Annotated in this window: 13 protein-coding genes; 4 read left to right on the top strand and 9 right to left on the bottom strand. The window is 63.3% G+C overall.

Going from position 1 to position 15,077, the window contains the following annotated elements; genetic code table 11:
* Window positions 1-16: 16 nt before the first annotated feature.
* The 3 genes from LZC95_28495 to LZC95_28485 all read right to left on the bottom strand — a co-directional run bounded on the left by LZC95_28495 (window position 17) and on the right by LZC95_28485 (window position 3,395).
* The gene (locus LZC95_28495) at window positions 17-982 is read right to left on the bottom strand and encodes a matrixin family metalloprotease (GenBank protein ID WXA90390.1); all 966 of its coding nucleotides are present in this window, start codon (window positions 980-982) and stop codon (window positions 17-19) included.
* A gap of 51 nt (window positions 983-1,033) precedes the next feature.
* Window positions 1,034-2,491 carry an NAD(P)/FAD-dependent oxidoreductase gene (locus tag LZC95_28490; GenBank protein WXA90389.1) on the bottom strand — a complete coding sequence of 486 codons (1,458 nt, stop codon included), beginning with the start codon at window positions 2,489-2,491 and terminating at the stop codon, window positions 1,034-1,036.
* Between the two features lie 274 nt (window positions 2,492-2,765).
* Window positions 2,766-3,395, bottom strand: coding sequence for a hypothetical protein (locus LZC95_28485; protein WXB00234.1), 630 nt, complete (start codon window positions 3,393-3,395; stop codon window positions 2,766-2,768).
* Window positions 3,396-3,452: 57 nt separating this feature from the next.
* Here LZC95_28485 and LZC95_28480 point away from each other — a divergent pair, with 57 nt between their 5' ends.
* On the top strand, window positions 3,453-4,874 hold the full coding sequence (locus LZC95_28480; protein WXA90388.1) for a hypothetical protein: 1,422 nt from the start codon (window positions 3,453-3,455) through the stop codon (window positions 4,872-4,874).
* 112 nt (window positions 4,875-4,986) lie between these two features.
* On the top strand, window positions 4,987-5,403 hold the full coding sequence (locus LZC95_28475) for a hypothetical protein (protein ID WXA90387.1): 417 nt from the start codon (window positions 4,987-4,989) through the stop codon (window positions 5,401-5,403).
* A gap of 3 nt (window positions 5,404-5,406) precedes the next feature.
* Here the strand turns inward: LZC95_28475 and LZC95_28470 are convergent, their stop codons facing one another.
* The 3 genes from LZC95_28470 to LZC95_28460 form a co-directional block, all read right to left on the bottom strand.
* Window positions 5,407-6,375 carry a hypothetical protein gene (locus tag LZC95_28470; protein ID WXA90386.1) on the bottom strand — a complete coding sequence of 323 codons (969 nt, stop codon included), beginning with the start codon at window positions 6,373-6,375 and terminating at the stop codon, window positions 5,407-5,409.
* A 57-nt stretch (window positions 6,376-6,432) separates the two neighbouring features.
* Window positions 6,433-7,587 (bottom strand): FHA domain-containing protein, encoded by a 1,155-nt coding sequence (locus LZC95_28465; protein ID WXA90385.1) that lies wholly within the window; start codon window positions 7,585-7,587, stop codon window positions 6,433-6,435.
* A gap of 200 nt (window positions 7,588-7,787) precedes the next feature.
* On the bottom strand, window positions 7,788-8,927 hold the full coding sequence (locus tag LZC95_28460) for a beta-propeller fold lactonase family protein (GenBank protein ID WXA90384.1): 1,140 nt from the start codon (window positions 8,925-8,927) through the stop codon (window positions 7,788-7,790).
* Between the two features lie 95 nt (window positions 8,928-9,022).
* Between LZC95_28460 and LZC95_28455 the strand changes: the two genes are divergently transcribed.
* Entirely contained in the window at window positions 9,023-9,625 is a 603-nt protein-coding gene (locus tag LZC95_28455) for a hypothetical protein (protein WXA90383.1), read from the top strand.
* Between the two features lie 94 nt (window positions 9,626-9,719).
* Here the strand turns inward: LZC95_28455 and LZC95_28450 are convergent, their stop codons facing one another.
* The 3 genes from LZC95_28450 to LZC95_28440 form a co-directional block, all read right to left on the bottom strand.
* Window positions 9,720-11,582, bottom strand: coding sequence for a M57 family metalloprotease (locus LZC95_28450; GenBank protein ID WXA90382.1), 1,863 nt, complete (start codon window positions 11,580-11,582; stop codon window positions 9,720-9,722).
* A gap of 264 nt (window positions 11,583-11,846) precedes the next feature.
* Entirely contained in the window at window positions 11,847-13,217 is a 1,371-nt protein-coding gene (locus LZC95_28445; protein WXA90381.1) for a heme-binding domain-containing protein, read from the bottom strand.
* 39 nt (window positions 13,218-13,256) lie between these two features.
* On the bottom strand, window positions 13,257-14,315 hold the full coding sequence (locus tag LZC95_28440; GenBank protein ID WXA90380.1) for an alpha/beta hydrolase: 1,059 nt from the start codon (window positions 14,313-14,315) through the stop codon (window positions 13,257-13,259).
* A gap of 164 nt (window positions 14,316-14,479) precedes the next feature.
* On the opposite strand from LZC95_28440, the gene LZC95_28435 reads away from it, so the two are divergent.
* Window positions 14,480-14,866, top strand: coding sequence for a MarR family transcriptional regulator (locus tag LZC95_28435; GenBank protein WXA90379.1), 387 nt, complete (start codon window positions 14,480-14,482; stop codon window positions 14,864-14,866).
* Window positions 14,867-15,077: the final 211 nt, after the last annotated feature.

Here is a 15,077-nt window from a genome sequence, read left to right as displayed (position 1 = left end):
GAATGCTACCGTCTCGTCATCGTGGGCGCAATTGACCGCGGAGCCGGCGCAGCAGAACGAGGCCCGTTCCCGCGAGCAGTACGGGGATGGACGATGGCCACCGCCACGGTTCCTCGGAGGGGTTGGTCGACGTGCCTGGGGGAGCGACGGCACATCCGCCGCCGCCCTCGACCGAGGAGGTGTCCTCGCAGGTGCTCACGAAGCCATGCCGAGGCGTAGGATCACAGGCCTCGGCTGGAACCGGACCGTCGCCCGTGGCCCGCGTTTGATCGGGCGGGTACACGCCGCAGATGCCGTTCGTGTCGTCGGGCGACAGATCGCGCATGGAGATGGCGCGGTATGACGCGTACATCGTGGCTTCCGTGTCGACGGAGTGCGCGAAGCCGAGAAAGTGCCCGGCCTCGTGCGTGGCAATGCTGAGGAGATCCAGCGCGCCGGGGGGAAGGCTGTCGCTGGCGGAGAGAGGACTCGGCTGCGCGGCGTTGATTTCCATGTCGGCGCCGAAGATCTCGCCGTTGTCGGCATCGTAGCGCACGGTGGTCAGGGCCAGCGTGTTGGTGGGATCGCGATGCGGCCACTCCGAGTCGCGGAATACGATGACGTTCTGGTTGGGCCCCTCGCTGTTGTAGCGGACCTCACCGCACTCGACGGGGCCGAGGTAGCGCATGTCGAGGCTCACCCGGTTCGAGGTTCCGCTGCCGCAGGTGACCTTCGTCCAGGTTTGAAAGGCCTTGGCAAATACCGCTTCGGCGTCGTTCAACGAGAGCTGCCGGCTGGAGGCGCGTTGCAGGCTGTAGCCCACGCACGCGTTCTTCCAGAAGAGCGGTTTGCCGTAGGGACAGCAGGCTCTCTTGGACTGCTCGTTCCAACCGTCGCATCGGTTCGTCGAGGAAGGATCGCCCGGTTCTCGCCCGGTCATGGTGCGGCAAAAGCCGTGGGCCGTCGGGGCGAGGGCCGTGGTCGCGCCTACGATTGCCAACATAAGGAAGGCCGCGGAGCATTTCATGCGCGCGCGGCGAGCATACCTGAGCGGTCAAGCGGTTGCGCGGAGAATCTCGGCGGCGGCGCGCTCTCCGGAGTCGACGGCCCCCTCCATGAAGCCTTGCGCGCTTCCGGTGTGCTCTCCGGCGAAGTGCACATTGCCGGCCTGGAGCCGTTCCGCACCGGCGAAGGCGGTCCAATCGCCGGGGGCGTAGCACATGTAGCTTCCCTCGAAGTGGCGTGCCGTGCCCCACACCATGCGTACCGCGTTGCCGTCGTAGGCCGCGCGTGCGCCGGGAAAGGCGCGGTCGAGTTGCGCCACGAAGTGTTCGGCCCGGGCGCGAACATCGCGTTCGCCGACGGCCAGTCCGAGGTTGCCGCCCGTGAACGAGACCATGGCAGCGCCCGCGGTGGGGAAGCCCTGCGAGGCGTCGTAGCTGAGATGGTAGACGTCGTCGGAGAGCGAGCTGCCGCTGGCGCCATCGGCCACCCAGGGACGCGAGGCCATGCCCACGACGACTTTGCTGTTGGTGCCATAGTGCGCCGTCTCGATGGCCCGACGCTGCGGGAGGGTGATGGGCAGGCCGGAGAGCTCGCACTTGCGAAGTTGCGTGAAGGGAATGGCAAGCACCAACTCGTCGGCGGCCACGTGGGTGGTCCGCCCGTTCACGTCGAAAATGGCATCGAGGCGGCCGTCGGCGCGCAGTCGCACGCTTTGCAATCGATGCTCGAGGTGGACCTTGCGCGGAAGGCGCTCTTCGAGGCGCGTGGTGATGGCGTCGCTGCCTTCCTTGAGGACGAATCGCTCCTCGTCTTCGTTTTGATGGTCGGACATTTCGTAAAGCAAATTGAGATAACTCTGCTCCGAGGGCTCGCGGCCGAATTCGGAGAGGCACGAAAGCTCGAGTAGCTTGCGCGCCGGGCCATCGAAGCCGTGGCGGTGGCACCACTCGGAGATGCTCAGGTGATCGAGCTCGCGATGTATGGGATTGACGGAAGCATACGACGCGGAGCCCGCACCGTGGGCGATGCGGTCCGTTTCGATTCGTTGGACGATGGGGCTGAACATCTCTTGAACGCTGGCTTCGGTCCATCGTTGGCCGCCGAAGAGATAGCGTTCGTCGTCGAGTTGGGTGGCGGTGGCGTTTCGGTCGACGAGGTTCAATCCGAGTTCGGTGACGAGTTTGCGAATGGCGAAATGATTCGCGTCGATGAACTCGCCGCCCAATTCGACTTTGGTGGCAAAGTGTTGGCGTAAGGTGTAGACGCGCCCGCCGGTGCGGTGGTTGGCGTCGTAGACGTCCACGGATCGGCCGCGCTCGGCGAGGCGGTACGCGGCGGTGAGGCCGGCCAGGCCCGCTCCGACGACCACGACGTGCGGCCCGTGCGCAGAGCGCACGCGTCCGCGGCACGCGGAGAACATGGCAGAAAGCGCCAACGCGCCCGTGGAGAGGCCGAGCCCGCGCATCAATTGGCGCCGGCCGAACTGCGGCGGGCGCGCCGCCGTCAACCCGGGAGGGTCAGCGACTCGAAGGGCTCGTTGGATTCGTCGAAAAAAGCGTGTCCGCGGCATGCGTGCACCAGGTCTCCACCGAAGTGACGCCCCATGTGCGCACCTGGCGCACGAAAACTGCCGCCGCGCCCGCTTGGTCGACAATGGCCAAATTTGCGCGCGCTACCTCTCCTGGGTTGATCTTAAACGGCCGAATTTCGGGCAATCACGGCCGCGCCACCTCTCCTGGGTTGATTTCGCATTCGGCCACGCTTGAGAAATGTTGTGGGCCTTAGCGCCGCGGAGTCAGTTTTGGGGGGCGGGTGCCGTGGCGGGTGGCGCCCAGGACGGGGATGTACGGGAGCTCGGTGCCGGATTGGACGCAGCGGAGCATCAGTCCACCGCGGCTCATGTCGCCGCGGCCCACGAAGTCCTTGGGAAAGAGAAGGCGATTGCCCAGGACCTCGAGCAGCGGGTCGACGTATTTGACGCTGGCGACGCTGCCCAGAAGCACGATTTCGTCCTCCGGTTCGAGGGCGCCGAGTATCAGTTTGGCATCGCGCACCAGCGGCTTGCGAAATGATTCGTGCTTATGGTGAATATCGATTTGCGAGAACTCGTCGAGGTGCTCGAGGCATACGCGCATCGCCGCAGGAATCAATCCACGGCTCGGCGTGATGACCAGCACTCCCCCACCCAGGACGGGGTTCTCACCCGGCGGACGCGCAAAGCGCTCTGCGTATGCGAGCTTGCCTCGAAAATAGAGGCCTGACACGAAGCGATACACGTGGCCGATGGGGATCCCTTCCGGCGTGCGCAATCCCGCTGCCACGGGAAATGCCGCGCCCGGGTTGAAAAGGAGCGCGCCGCGTTTTCCGTCGAGCCGAGCGGGCGAGAGAAGAAAAATGCGCGCCGGAGCCATCGTACCCACGAAGGATGCCCCACGGCGACGGCGAGTGGGTAAGATTTCCCGCCCTGCATGAAGCATCGACGTTTCCTTCTCGGCGCCTTTGCCGTCGTGGTCGTTCCATCCACGTGCGCGCTCGACGCCTGCAACGATTTTCGAACCGACGGCGGCCCTGGCGGCGTCGATGCGGGCAAGGACATCCAGTCCGCCGACGTATCCCCCGGCGGCGACGCCTCCATGGATGGCGATGCCGATGCCGGAGCGGACGCCCATGATGGATCGACGACGGAGGATAGCCCTCCGGACTTCGAGTGCCCTCGCTGGACCAAAGAGCCGCGCGATCCGGACTGCGCGCCGCGCCGCACCTTCGTCCTGGAGAAGAACACGGTCATCGATAGCTCGACCCTGCGCCTCGCCGTCAGCGCGATCAATCGCATCGGCATTGCATACAATGCCATGCAGAGCGCCGACGAGGGGCAAATTCACGTCATTCGATTCACTGGCGATACCGTATCGACCACGCCCCTCGTCATCTCGGAATCGCAATTCGACAATGTCGGTGTATCGCTCGACATCGTCGCCGGGCCGGATGCGGATTTCGCCCTGGCGTACCAAACGATACCGAACAACGAGATCATCTTCCGCACGCTGGCGCCGTCCGGGCCCCCTTCGCTAAAGGAGCCCGTCGCCAGCGGTATCGCCGAGCCGGCGAGCATGGCACTCACCGTGGCACCGAGCGGCGAGATTCGGGCATTGTACGCATCGCCCGCGCAGAAGAGCATTTTCTCCAAGGCCAAACCCCGCGGCGGAACGTGGGGGGCGGCCAGTGTCGTCGCCGCGTACCGCGATGGTGATGGCGGCACCAGCGTCCCTGGGGCGTGGCAAGTGAGTGCGGTGTCCGACGAGACGGGCAGCACGCACGCGGCATTTCACTTGCCCCGCGTGGGAAGCTATTCCGAGCCGCGTTATACGCAATTCACGGGAACGGCATGGAACGATAGCAAAGTGCTGTTCAACACCGCGGGGTCCAGCACGACGGGTTTCTCCATCGCATTGGGGCTCGCCGGCTCGGTGCACCATGCCGTCTTTTATCACCGCCCGCTCACGGCCACGATTGCCGATTTGCTGCTCGCCACGTGGACGGGCGTGGACTCCATGCCAACCATCCAGATACTCGATCAGAACATCCCATCGGAGAACGCGAATGCCCCGCGCTACCGCGCGGCGATGGCCATGGACCGTTGGGGGCTCGTGCACATCGTGCAAGCGCGCCCGGGCCCTTTCGGTGGCGAAATCGAATACCTTCGGCAATCACGCCGAGGCGGGCAGGTTAGCTGGTTGAGCGACATCATCGACGACGATGTCATGTCGGATATTTCGAGCGACCCCATGGTGGCCATTGCCATCAGCCCCAATGGCCGCCCGCATATTGCCTATTACAAGGCAAAGGAAGCAACCATGATGTACGCCACCCGGACCGACCGGCAACACTAGGGCGCTTGAGATGAACCGCTCGAGCTAGTGCGCTTTTCGGCATTACGGCGCAACGAGTTGGCGCACGACGTATCACTTTGCACGACGTCGCTCCGTAGTGAAAACTGAGACAATGGACCCTTTTCGGAACGAGCAAGAAGCCGCGCATGAGCGCATTGCGCAACTCGAGCGTGAAAAGGAAGAACTCGAGCTCCGCAACCGCGAGCTCGCATCCCAACTGAAGCAAAGACGTGCCGCGGCCGATCCGCTTCGCGTCGCCCGGCTCGCGATTTTGCTGGCCGTGGCCATCGGCTGCGTCACGTCCACCGCGCTCTTCCTGGGGACGCTGCGTCGCGCGTGCCTCGAGGGCAGGGACGATCCCTCGTCCTTCCGCGGAATCGTGGTCGTACCGCATCCTGCCCTTTCGCACTCGGGCCATTCGCCGCTTCTGGACAAGGTCCCGCCGCCCTTCGGGGAGCCGCCGAAGCTCCCCATCGACGCATCCGCCTGCATCTGCGCCAAGGGCGATCCGTTGTGCGACTGCTTGTAGCCTTTACAAGCGTGTCTCTTTGACGATGCGCGACGAGACCATGCGGGTCGGGGCCACGCCGGCATTTTCGGGGCTGCATCCGCCTGTAATCCCTGCGAGCGAGATCGTGGCCCTGCAGACTTTTCCGCGATAACTCGCCGCCGGGCCCGCGGGGCCGATACCGACTTTGCCGCCGAGGGAGCTCGGGGAGGTGCCATCGGGGAATTGCTCTTTGGCCTCGACCTCGACGACCACGTGAAGACCTTTGGCGCCGGGCGGAATCCGCACGCGTTTGCGGCCGAGGTGCGAGCGAATGGCCTGGGTGATGCGATTCCATCCTTCGTAATCGGTATTCGCGGAAAGCAACGTGACGTGCAGGCTCCCGTCGCCGTTCACCGCGACATCGAACGTGGCTTTGCCGACGGTGGGGGCATCGGTGGTGCGCGCAGCCGCTTCCACGGCGAGCTTCACCGGCCCGCCGCGACCGAATCCGCGCGCCGCATCTTCGGCATCCAGTGCTTCGACGAGGCCTCCGGTGCGCGATGGTCGCTCGTCGGCGGGCGGTTCGGCCGTTGCCGCGCCGCCGGGCGCTAGGATCGCCGGTCCGCGCGCCGTACCCAGCCCAAGGTCGATGGGCTTGCGGCCAACGGACGGAAGGCTCCAGGCCTCGCCCGACTCCGACGGCGGCGTCGCGGTCTCACTCGAACCCGAGTCCGACGGCGGCGGCGTTGCGGGCACCTCCGACGGAGCCGTCCAGCGCCGAGCAACTTCGCGTGCTGCAAGGGGCGACGCCGGCGCGTTGCTGCTCGGTTCGGGCTTCCCGATGTCAGGCGGCGTCTCGATCTCCCACTCTTCGACGGCATCGGCCGCGGCGGGCAGGTCCTGCGGCGGGCGCACCGGCGCATGCTTCCACGTCACCGCGAGCAGCACGGCGTGGACACCGCACGCCGCGGCGAGCGATGCGACGGTGCGGCGTGAGAGCGGCTCGTGCACAATGGCCCGTAAAGCAGGCGCGATGCAACTTTATTCCCGGAATGGACGATCTCGGTCTCAGCCGCTCGACGAATCGTCATTCGACTCGCCGAGGTGTGCGGCAAGTTCGAATTTCGTATCGGGATCACGCAACTTGGCACGGGCTTCTTCGAGCAGGCGCTCATAGGTCGGATCGATGAGCTTGGGAAGCAGGATGGGCTCGAGCGTGCCCTCCAGCTCTTGCAGCAAACGACGTCCCGCGAGGTCTTTCGCATTGTCGTGGGCGGCGTTGTTGTTGAATCGCAAAAGCCAATCGAACAGCACCAGCGCTTCGCTTTCCGGAAGCTCGATGGTCACGGTGCCCGACAAAAGAGACGCCAGCGACGCCAGGGGTTTGCGGCACGGCGCCTCGGCCTGCGCGGCGGGCAAAAGGCGGCCATCCTCACCGCGCTCGGAGGGTGGGGGACCCACCAGGCGCAGAGCATGCTCGATGGGATCGTACAGCCCGAAGACGACGGGGCCGATCTTCAGCATGTCGCTGCCATGCCATACCGCCTGCGCGCCGGGCTCCAAGGTGCGATTGCCCAGATGAACCAGCGCGGTGTGCGTGTTGGTCACGCGAACGACGTCGGGCTCGACGGAGAGCGCGACATGCTCGTCCGCCACGCCGTCGCCGACGACATGAACCTCGCAGATGCGGCTCCTGCCCACGCGATACGGTTTGGGCGGCGTGCGGGGCTTGAGCTCGATCGTGCTGAAAAACGTCTGATTTCGCCGCACGACGTCCGGCGGTGCTTCGACGGGGATGACCCGCGCGTAGCCCCAGCGCGTGCGATCCTTCCGCTCGCGCTCGATCTCCGCTCGCGCAATATCGAGCTCGTCGCGCGAGAGGTAGCTCTTGATGGGCGACAGACTTGGCTGGCGCGCGACGATGCGCGTGGCACCCATCTGAATGATGCACTCGGGAAGCAGCGTCCGCGTGATGCCTGGCGTGAGCGGGATGCCGCCCACCCGCAACAGGTCCGTGCTATCGAGCCCGCGAATGACGTAGTCGGTGCCATCCCACGCGATCTCCGCGTGGTATCCATCGACGGAGAGCTCTGGAATGGCGACGTCGTTCGCTCCGAGCCTCTCCCCTTTGCCCAGATAGAACTTCGGTTGCTGACGTGTACACGCCGCCTGTCCGCTCGCGCGAAAGATCGATAATTCGATGATCCGGGGAGGAAGATGCATGGCCGGGGTTGGTCGAACTCTAACCCCGCTTCGCGCATTCGGGGCACGTTTCCCAACACGAGTCCGCTCGCACAACCGTTGCCTTCGGAACTTTTCGATGCCTATTGAATGCGAGACGTCGAGAACACACCAACGGTGCGCATTCGCGAGACGGATCGGCCAGTTCACGTGTACGCGCACGTACCGCGTAATCGCACGAGCTATTCGGTAATGCCCATCCGTGCGGGCAAGATGGCAATGGACTGGAATGCCGGATCGGCCCCGCCGGAGGGCACGGTCTGGATGGCGGTCAAGCTGCCCTCGGCCGATACGCGGAAGGCGGTGACTTCATCGTGCAGAAAGTCGCTGACGTAAAGGTGCCTCCCGTCGGGCGCGAAGCCGATGCCGACGGGATCGCCCTGCACCGTGAGGCGCTGGATCGGCAGGAGTGCGCCGTCGTCGCCAATGTTCCATGCGGTGATCTCGCCCACCGCGTCGGGGGAGCGTCCGACGGCGGCGACGTACAATCGGCGTCCGTCCGGCGCGATGGCCGCGCCTTCCGAGAAGTCGCCCGAGGACACGGGGCTGCCGGCGACCGGTGTGAGGCTCCCGTCGCTGCCGATGCGGTAGCCGAAGGTCTGACCCCCCGAGCCTTGCGAAACGACATAAAGAAAGCGGCCGTCGGGCGTAATCACGGTTTGCGCACCGCCCTGGCCATTGGGAACCTTCGCCACCCTGCGCAGGATGGAGCCATCCGCGGCGAGCGCAAAGCCGACCAATTCGTTCGGCGGTTCGTCCGCAAAGCCATGGCTGACGTAGACGAAATGGCCATTGGGGGTGACGACCACGCCCTTCGCGGGCGGCCGGACGTGCGTGTTCACCGAGTTCAATGCCGCGAGCATGCCGTTCTTCGCCACGCGAAATGCGTGGACATTGCCTTTGTCGAAGTCCGCCGCGTACACCGCGCGTCCATCGGGCGCGATGGCAATGCCAAAGATCCCGGGGGCCGGAACATCCCCCATGCGGACCAGCGCTCCGTCGGGCTCGACGCGGTACATGTCGATGGTCTCCGTGCCGGCGCATGCGGCATACCCAAAGCGAGCATCCGGCGTGAAAACCAGGCCGCGGCCCCCCTCGCAAAAAGGAATGCTCGTCTCGAAGGCCAATCGGCCCGAGGGTCCCAAGGTAAAACGCGCGATGCGCGCGTCGCCTCCCAGGTTGCCGCTGTTGGTCACGTAAAGCGTGCGCCCGCCGGTGGAAAGAGACCATGCGTTCGAGCTCGTCGGCTCGTCCAATGCGCATGCAAGTACGTTGGCGCCGAGGATCGAGGCGCACCCAAAGACGATGGATACCCATTTCATGATGACCTCCCTGTACCGCCCGCAGCCGGATCCAAGGGGACATAACAATGTTCGTACCATCGCCTCGGGGCACGCCGATGGTACACTGCGTCGGCATGATGGATGTGGGCCCGAAGATCTGGCAATCGGCGAAGAAGCCGGCGGGCATCCATGTGCAGGGCGGCGATACCCTCGGGGTGCTCGGGGCCGGCGGCTACCGCGATCCGAGTCGGACATTTCTCTCGCCGCTGACGATGACCCGGTGGAGGCCGGATCGGCGCGGGTGGTTTCTCGCGCTCTTTGCGCTCGGCTGGGACGGTTGTTTGCTGGTTCTGCTGAGCACGGGCGGGTGGAGCGCCTGGATCACGCTTCACGTCATCGCTGGAATCGTGGTCACGTACCTGGCCGTGACGGCGTTTCTCTGCCGGCTCACCGTCGTGGTTACGCCGCAGAGCCTTTCGGTGCGGCAGACATTATTCTCCCCTCGGGCGAAGGTCACCCGCGATCTTGCAACGCAGAACGTCACGGGTCTTTATGTCGAGGAAACGAAGCGCCTCGAAGGCTCGGTGAACGACACGGAAATTTGGCGGCCCATCTACCATGTCACCGCCGTGCTGACGACGGGCGCGCACGAACGCGTGCTCTCGGATCTCGAGGATGAGCCGCATGCGCGGTTCTTGAAGGCCGCCATCGAGGAGTACCTGGCCACGACGGGCTAGACTGTACCAATTGGTACAGTCGCGGTACGGCACATGTACCTAATCCGCGCGGGCGGGGAGGCGGACATCCCCGCCCGCATGGGGTTCTATCGGCTTAGCGCGCGAACTTGCCCGCGCACCATTGTGTCGAAGGGATCCAGCCACCGGCGGGATTCAGCCATGCCTCGCCCGCCTTGAAAGCCGTTCCCGTCGACCTGCGCACGGTGAGAACGTTGTCGTTGTTGAATTTCCATGCCGTCGCGAGGTCCGAGTAACCATCGCCATCGAAGTCACCGGCGACCCAGTTGTCGTCGTCGGACCAGCCGCCGCCCGAGGTGTCCCATTGGTTCCAGCCATTGAACGTCGACCCCGTGGAGAGATAGACCGCGACCTTTGCCTTTTTGGAGTCGTTCCATGCTGCGGCCAGGTCCGTCTTGCTGTCGCCGTTGAAGTCACCCGCGAGCCATTTCGTCGATTCCAGCCAGCCGCCCATATGGATCGCGGAGTCCTGGAGCACGAACGAGGAGCCCGTCGAGCGCCGAATGGCAATGGCGTTCTCGCCGTTGAAATTCCAAACGGTGGCAAGGTCCGTCGAGCCATCGTTGTTGAAATCGCCGACGGTCCACCGATCGGTGTCACTCCACCCGCCCTGTCGCGTCGACCATGCTTGGTAGGCACCAAAGCTGGAACCATTCGACAAGAGGACCCCGACGGTCGTTTTCCCTTGATCGTTCCACGCAATCGCGAGGTCCGCGAAGCCGTCCTTGTTGAAGTCACCTGGCAATAGCTGACTCGACTCGAAGAACGGCAGCTGCGTTTGCGCCCACGTTGCCATGGTAAACGCCCTGCCGGTGGAAAGGCGCACCGCAATGGTGACCTTTCCGTTGTCGTTCCACGCCGTGGCGGTATCGGCGAGGCCATCTTTGTTGAAGTCACCCGCAGCGAATTTGTCCGTGTCGGACCATCCGCCTGCCGTGAGTCCCTGGTACCAGCCATTGAACGAGCTTCCCGTCGACGGGTAGACCGCGACGGAGGTCGTGCCAGCATTGTTCCAGGGTGCTGCGAGATCGCTGCGCACTCGGAGCGAGGTTGCCGTCGGCGCCGTGCGGCAAAGGCTCTTGGCGCGCGGTCCAGCGGGAAGCCCGTAGAGTGCAACGGCGCCTTCGATGTCCTTCGGGGTTAGCAGGAGGTCGCCTCGGTTGGTGCCGTTGCACTGGGGGTAGTGCATGACGGACGCCGCGTCATAAGCGGTGAGTGGTCGCCAGTTGTTGTCTTCGAAGCACGTTTTCGACTCGGGTCTCGTGTGCTCGTGCCGGAACCCGAGGGTATGTCCCAGCTCGTGCCGAAGAATACCCGTCAGCGTGTAGGTCCCGCTCGAGAACGCCGTTCCGTCGATCAAGACATTGCGGTTCGCGCGGGCGTAGCTGGGAAAAAAGGCGCGCGCGAGGTAGGACTGCCCACTCACGGGTCGCACGTCGAAAAGGACATTGTCGTTGGTCGCCGTGCACGAGCCGTCTTGGCCGGCGACGTGCCGGAAGGCGACCCGGGTATTGCTCGACCAAGCGGAGGCGGCGTCCTCCATCGCGGCCACGACGGCGTTGTAGTTCGTTCCAAAGCCCGTGCTAACGCAATAGGTCAAGTCCAGCTTCTGGGTATCGTTCCACCGGTCGTCGGCATTGTTGACGCGATTCACGATCAGCGCGCCGTCGCGTACGTACTTTTCGAAGTACTCCTTGAGTGCGTCGCGTGACGTGATCGGGATATCTCCATCCACGATGTAAATGCCCGTGTCAGCTTCACGGTACACGGAGGCTTCGAACTGCTCGAAGGTCTTTGCCGTGCTACCCACATTCTCCGTTTCGCCCGATGGCCCCGCGCTGTCCGTCCCCGAGCAGCCGGCTGCCAACGCCGTGCCTCCAGTGAGAAGCAATGCAAAGAGTGAAGTTCGCCCAAATTGAGAAAGATGTCGATTGGTCATTTGTCCTCTAGGTGAGTTCCAACACCTCCTAGGCGTTCCGTGGCGCGGAACAATGTTCCGCCGTGATGCCCTGCGGGAAAAAAGTTGGCGCCAAGCAAAAAAAAAGCGTGAGCCTCGGGCGAGATAATCCCGAGATGCTCACGCAATTCGTGCCACCGTCGTTCCATATCGAGGCGATGTCCGAAAGACAGTCGCCAGAGAAACATCCATTTCGGCGGCGTCACGAACCTTGCGTAACGCGCCAACTCGCAACGCGCTAAAGAATCAAGGCATGATCGATGCTCGCTGCTGGACGATGTAAGCGACGCGTTGTTCCGCCTTGGCCGGATCCGTGGCGGCTTGGTTCAAGGCCGGACCTTCGTAGCGGTCGTATTTCGGTTGTGCGGCGGAAAACGTCACTTGTTCGACGGATTGGAGCGCGCCTGGGACGGTGGCGCCGAACCAGTTCTCGTCTTCTTGGCTTTTCCACGTTACGAGCGAGAGAACGGCGCCTTGCGGATACGTGGTTTGCCCCGAACGGGCCGCTTGGGCGGCCGAATCGTTGCCAAAGAGCATGTACGTGGTGCCCTGGCTTCGATCGGTGAAGGACGTAATGATCTTCCAGCCGTGGGTATCGAAGAGCGGCGTTTTCGGAAGCGACGCAACCCTGTTGACCGAATCCGATCGCGACGGCGCGCCCAGCGGGCCTGCTGAAAAATCGATGCCGTTGGTGAAGACGAAGTCATTGTCGTGCATGGGCGCGTGGCAGCTGGTGCACTCCATTTGATAGGAGCCATCTTTGTACGGCTGCTCCAGCTTCGTACCGTTCCACTTGGCGTAGCCCCAGCCTTGGGTCTTCGAGTACTTCTTGCTGTCCTTGATCATGAACCCGACTTGCTTGAACACGCCATTGTGGACGGCGCCGTTCGCGTCGGCCGAGGCCTCGTACTGCACTTTGGCGAGGACGGATCCATCCGGCCACGGGTTGGTCTGGTGGTCGCGCACCGCCTTGATGGCGACATCGTTGCCCGTGATGATCTTCATGGTACCGGTGTCAGGCCGGTCGGAGGTGCTGATGATTTCCCAGTTCTTGTAATCCGGAATGTAATCGATGCCATTGGGAGAAGGCTGCACGTCATGAACGGCGGCGGCGTGCGTCCATGCGGCGAATTGATTGTCCGCGGCGACGGCCCTCTGCGGCGTGGGTTCCGTCTTCGGAATTTGCGTGGCCAGGTACTCCTTCAGCACGGCGATATCCTGCTGCGTCAGCTTGGCCGACGGATGCAATGCCGTGTACTGCGCCGGCGGCATCGTGCCGAAGGTGGCCTGGTTCAATGACTCGAACAGTTTCGCCTTCTGCTGGTCCTTGGAAAGCTTGTCCCAGTTCGAGAAATTCATGGCCGCGCGCGCGTGCTGCACGTCGGAGGCCACCAGCCAGATGCCGGGCGATATATGGTCGAACCACTTTAGTTGGGTCTCGTTCGAGTGGCAGTCGTAGCAGGCCTTTTGCAAGATCGCCTTCACGGGCTCCGGCGCCGCCAGATCGCCGGTGACGGGCGGGTTCTCCAACGTGGGGCGAAAGAGCTGGAGTCCCCCGAAAGCGAGCGCGCAGATCCCGAACGGGACAATCCATTTTTTCTGGCCGAGAAGATTCATGCTTCGTGTACGCCGTTGTTCGTTGTCGGTTTCGATCAATCAGTAACCATCGACTTCGAGAACCGCGTCGGCGAAGGCCTGCGGTGCTTCTTGCGGCAGATTGTGTCCCGCGCCCTTCACGATGCGGTGTGTGCGCTTTCCCTTGAATTTCGCGGCGTGTCCGCTGCCATCGGTGGCGGGCACGACACCATCGGAATCACCGTCGAGCGTGATCGTGGGGACCGAAATGGTGGGGGCCGCGGCGAGGCGCGTTTCCATTTCATCGTATTGTGGCTCGCCAGGTGCCATGCTCAGACGCCAACGATAATTATGAATCACGATGTCCACGTGATCGGGATTGTCGAAGCTCGCCGCCGAGCGGTCGTACGTCGCGGCGTCGAAGTTCCATTTGGGCGAGTTGAGCGTCCACACCAGGTTGTTGAACTCGCGCACATTGGCCTTGTAACCGGCCCGCCCGCGCTCGGTGGCAAAGTAGAATTGGTACCACCACCCGCGCTCCACCTTGGGGGGGAGGGGCTGCTTGTTTCGCTCGAGGTTGTTGATCAAATATCCATTCACCGACACCAAGGCTTTGCAGCGCTCCGGCCACAGTGCTGCGATGATATCGGCCGTTCGGGCGCCCCAATCGTACCCCGCCAAAATGGCCTTTCGGATCTTGAGCGCATCCAACAACGCGATGATGTCCAAGGCCACCACCGACTGCTGCCCATTGCGGAGTGTGTCGTTCGAAAGAAACCGCGTGGTTCCATGCCCGCGCAGGTGCGGGACAATCACCCGGTACCCGGCCGACGCCAGGATGGGGGCAACGTCCACGAAGCTATGAATGTCGTACGGCCACCCATGCAGCAGAAGGACCGGCGGTCCGTTGGGCGGGCCAGCTTCGGCGTAGCCGACGTTCAACAGTCCGGCATTGATCTGCTTGAGCGGCCCGAACGATGTGTTCGTGCCGGGCACGTACTTGCTGGCCTGTGCCTTCACACAGTACAGCAGCCCGAACGAGGCCGCGGCAAGGCCCAACGCAGCCCCGCCCAGAAGACGGCGGCGCTGGTGGTCGATGTGTTCGTCGCGGGGATCGGATGTAAATCGGATGCGATTCATTCGGGTGCGATTTCTATGCTTCGGCCACATCACGATGTCAAGCATCCGATTGGTTCGTATGCGATATAATAGGTCGCGAGGCCCTGATGAGTCCTGTCGATCCGAAAGATCCGAAAAGCCCCAAACTCGCGGATTTCTTATGTTTTGCTATCTACTCGGCGAACTTGGCGTACGGCCGAGCCTACAAGCCCATTTTGGAGAAGCTCGGGCTTACCTACACGCAGTACATCGCCATCGTCTCGCTCTGGGAGAACGACAACCAGACGGTGAGCGAGCTCGGCGAGAAGCTGTTTCTCGAGTCCAATACCCTGACCCCCATCCTGAAGAAGCTCGAGGGCATGGGCTACCTTCGACGCCAGCGCGATCCCGCGGACGAGCGTCACGTCATCGTCGGTCTGACCGACGCCGGACGGCGCCTGCGCGAGAAAGGGCTGACCATGAACCTGGTCAAGGCTTCCGGTCTCACACCGGAGGAGTTTCGCAAAATGCAGAAGGGAGTCGTGACCCTTCGGGACAACCTGATCGAGCACGCGAAGAAGAACAGCGGCTAAAAATAGGCGAGCGCGATTCTCGAACGTGCGGAAGGGAGAGGGGAAACGCCAAGGCGCCAAGAACGCCAAGAGAGATTCCATGTGCTGAGCATCCAGTAACGCTGTTCACAACCCCTTCAGGTCTTGGCGCTCTTGGTGTCTTGGCGGTTTTCCCTCTTCTGTTCGAGGATCGTGCTCGCTGATTTTAGGTGCTGTCCATCGTGCGGTGCTG

The organism is Sorangiineae bacterium MSr12523, assembly GCA_037157775.1.
In the GTDB taxonomy this organism is placed as follows: Bacteria; Myxococcota_A; Polyangia; order Polyangiales; family Polyangiaceae; genus Pendulispora; species Pendulispora brunnea.
The sequence above is the reverse complement of the archived record's forward strand: the minus strand, read 5'-3'. Positions and strand labels throughout refer to the sequence as shown.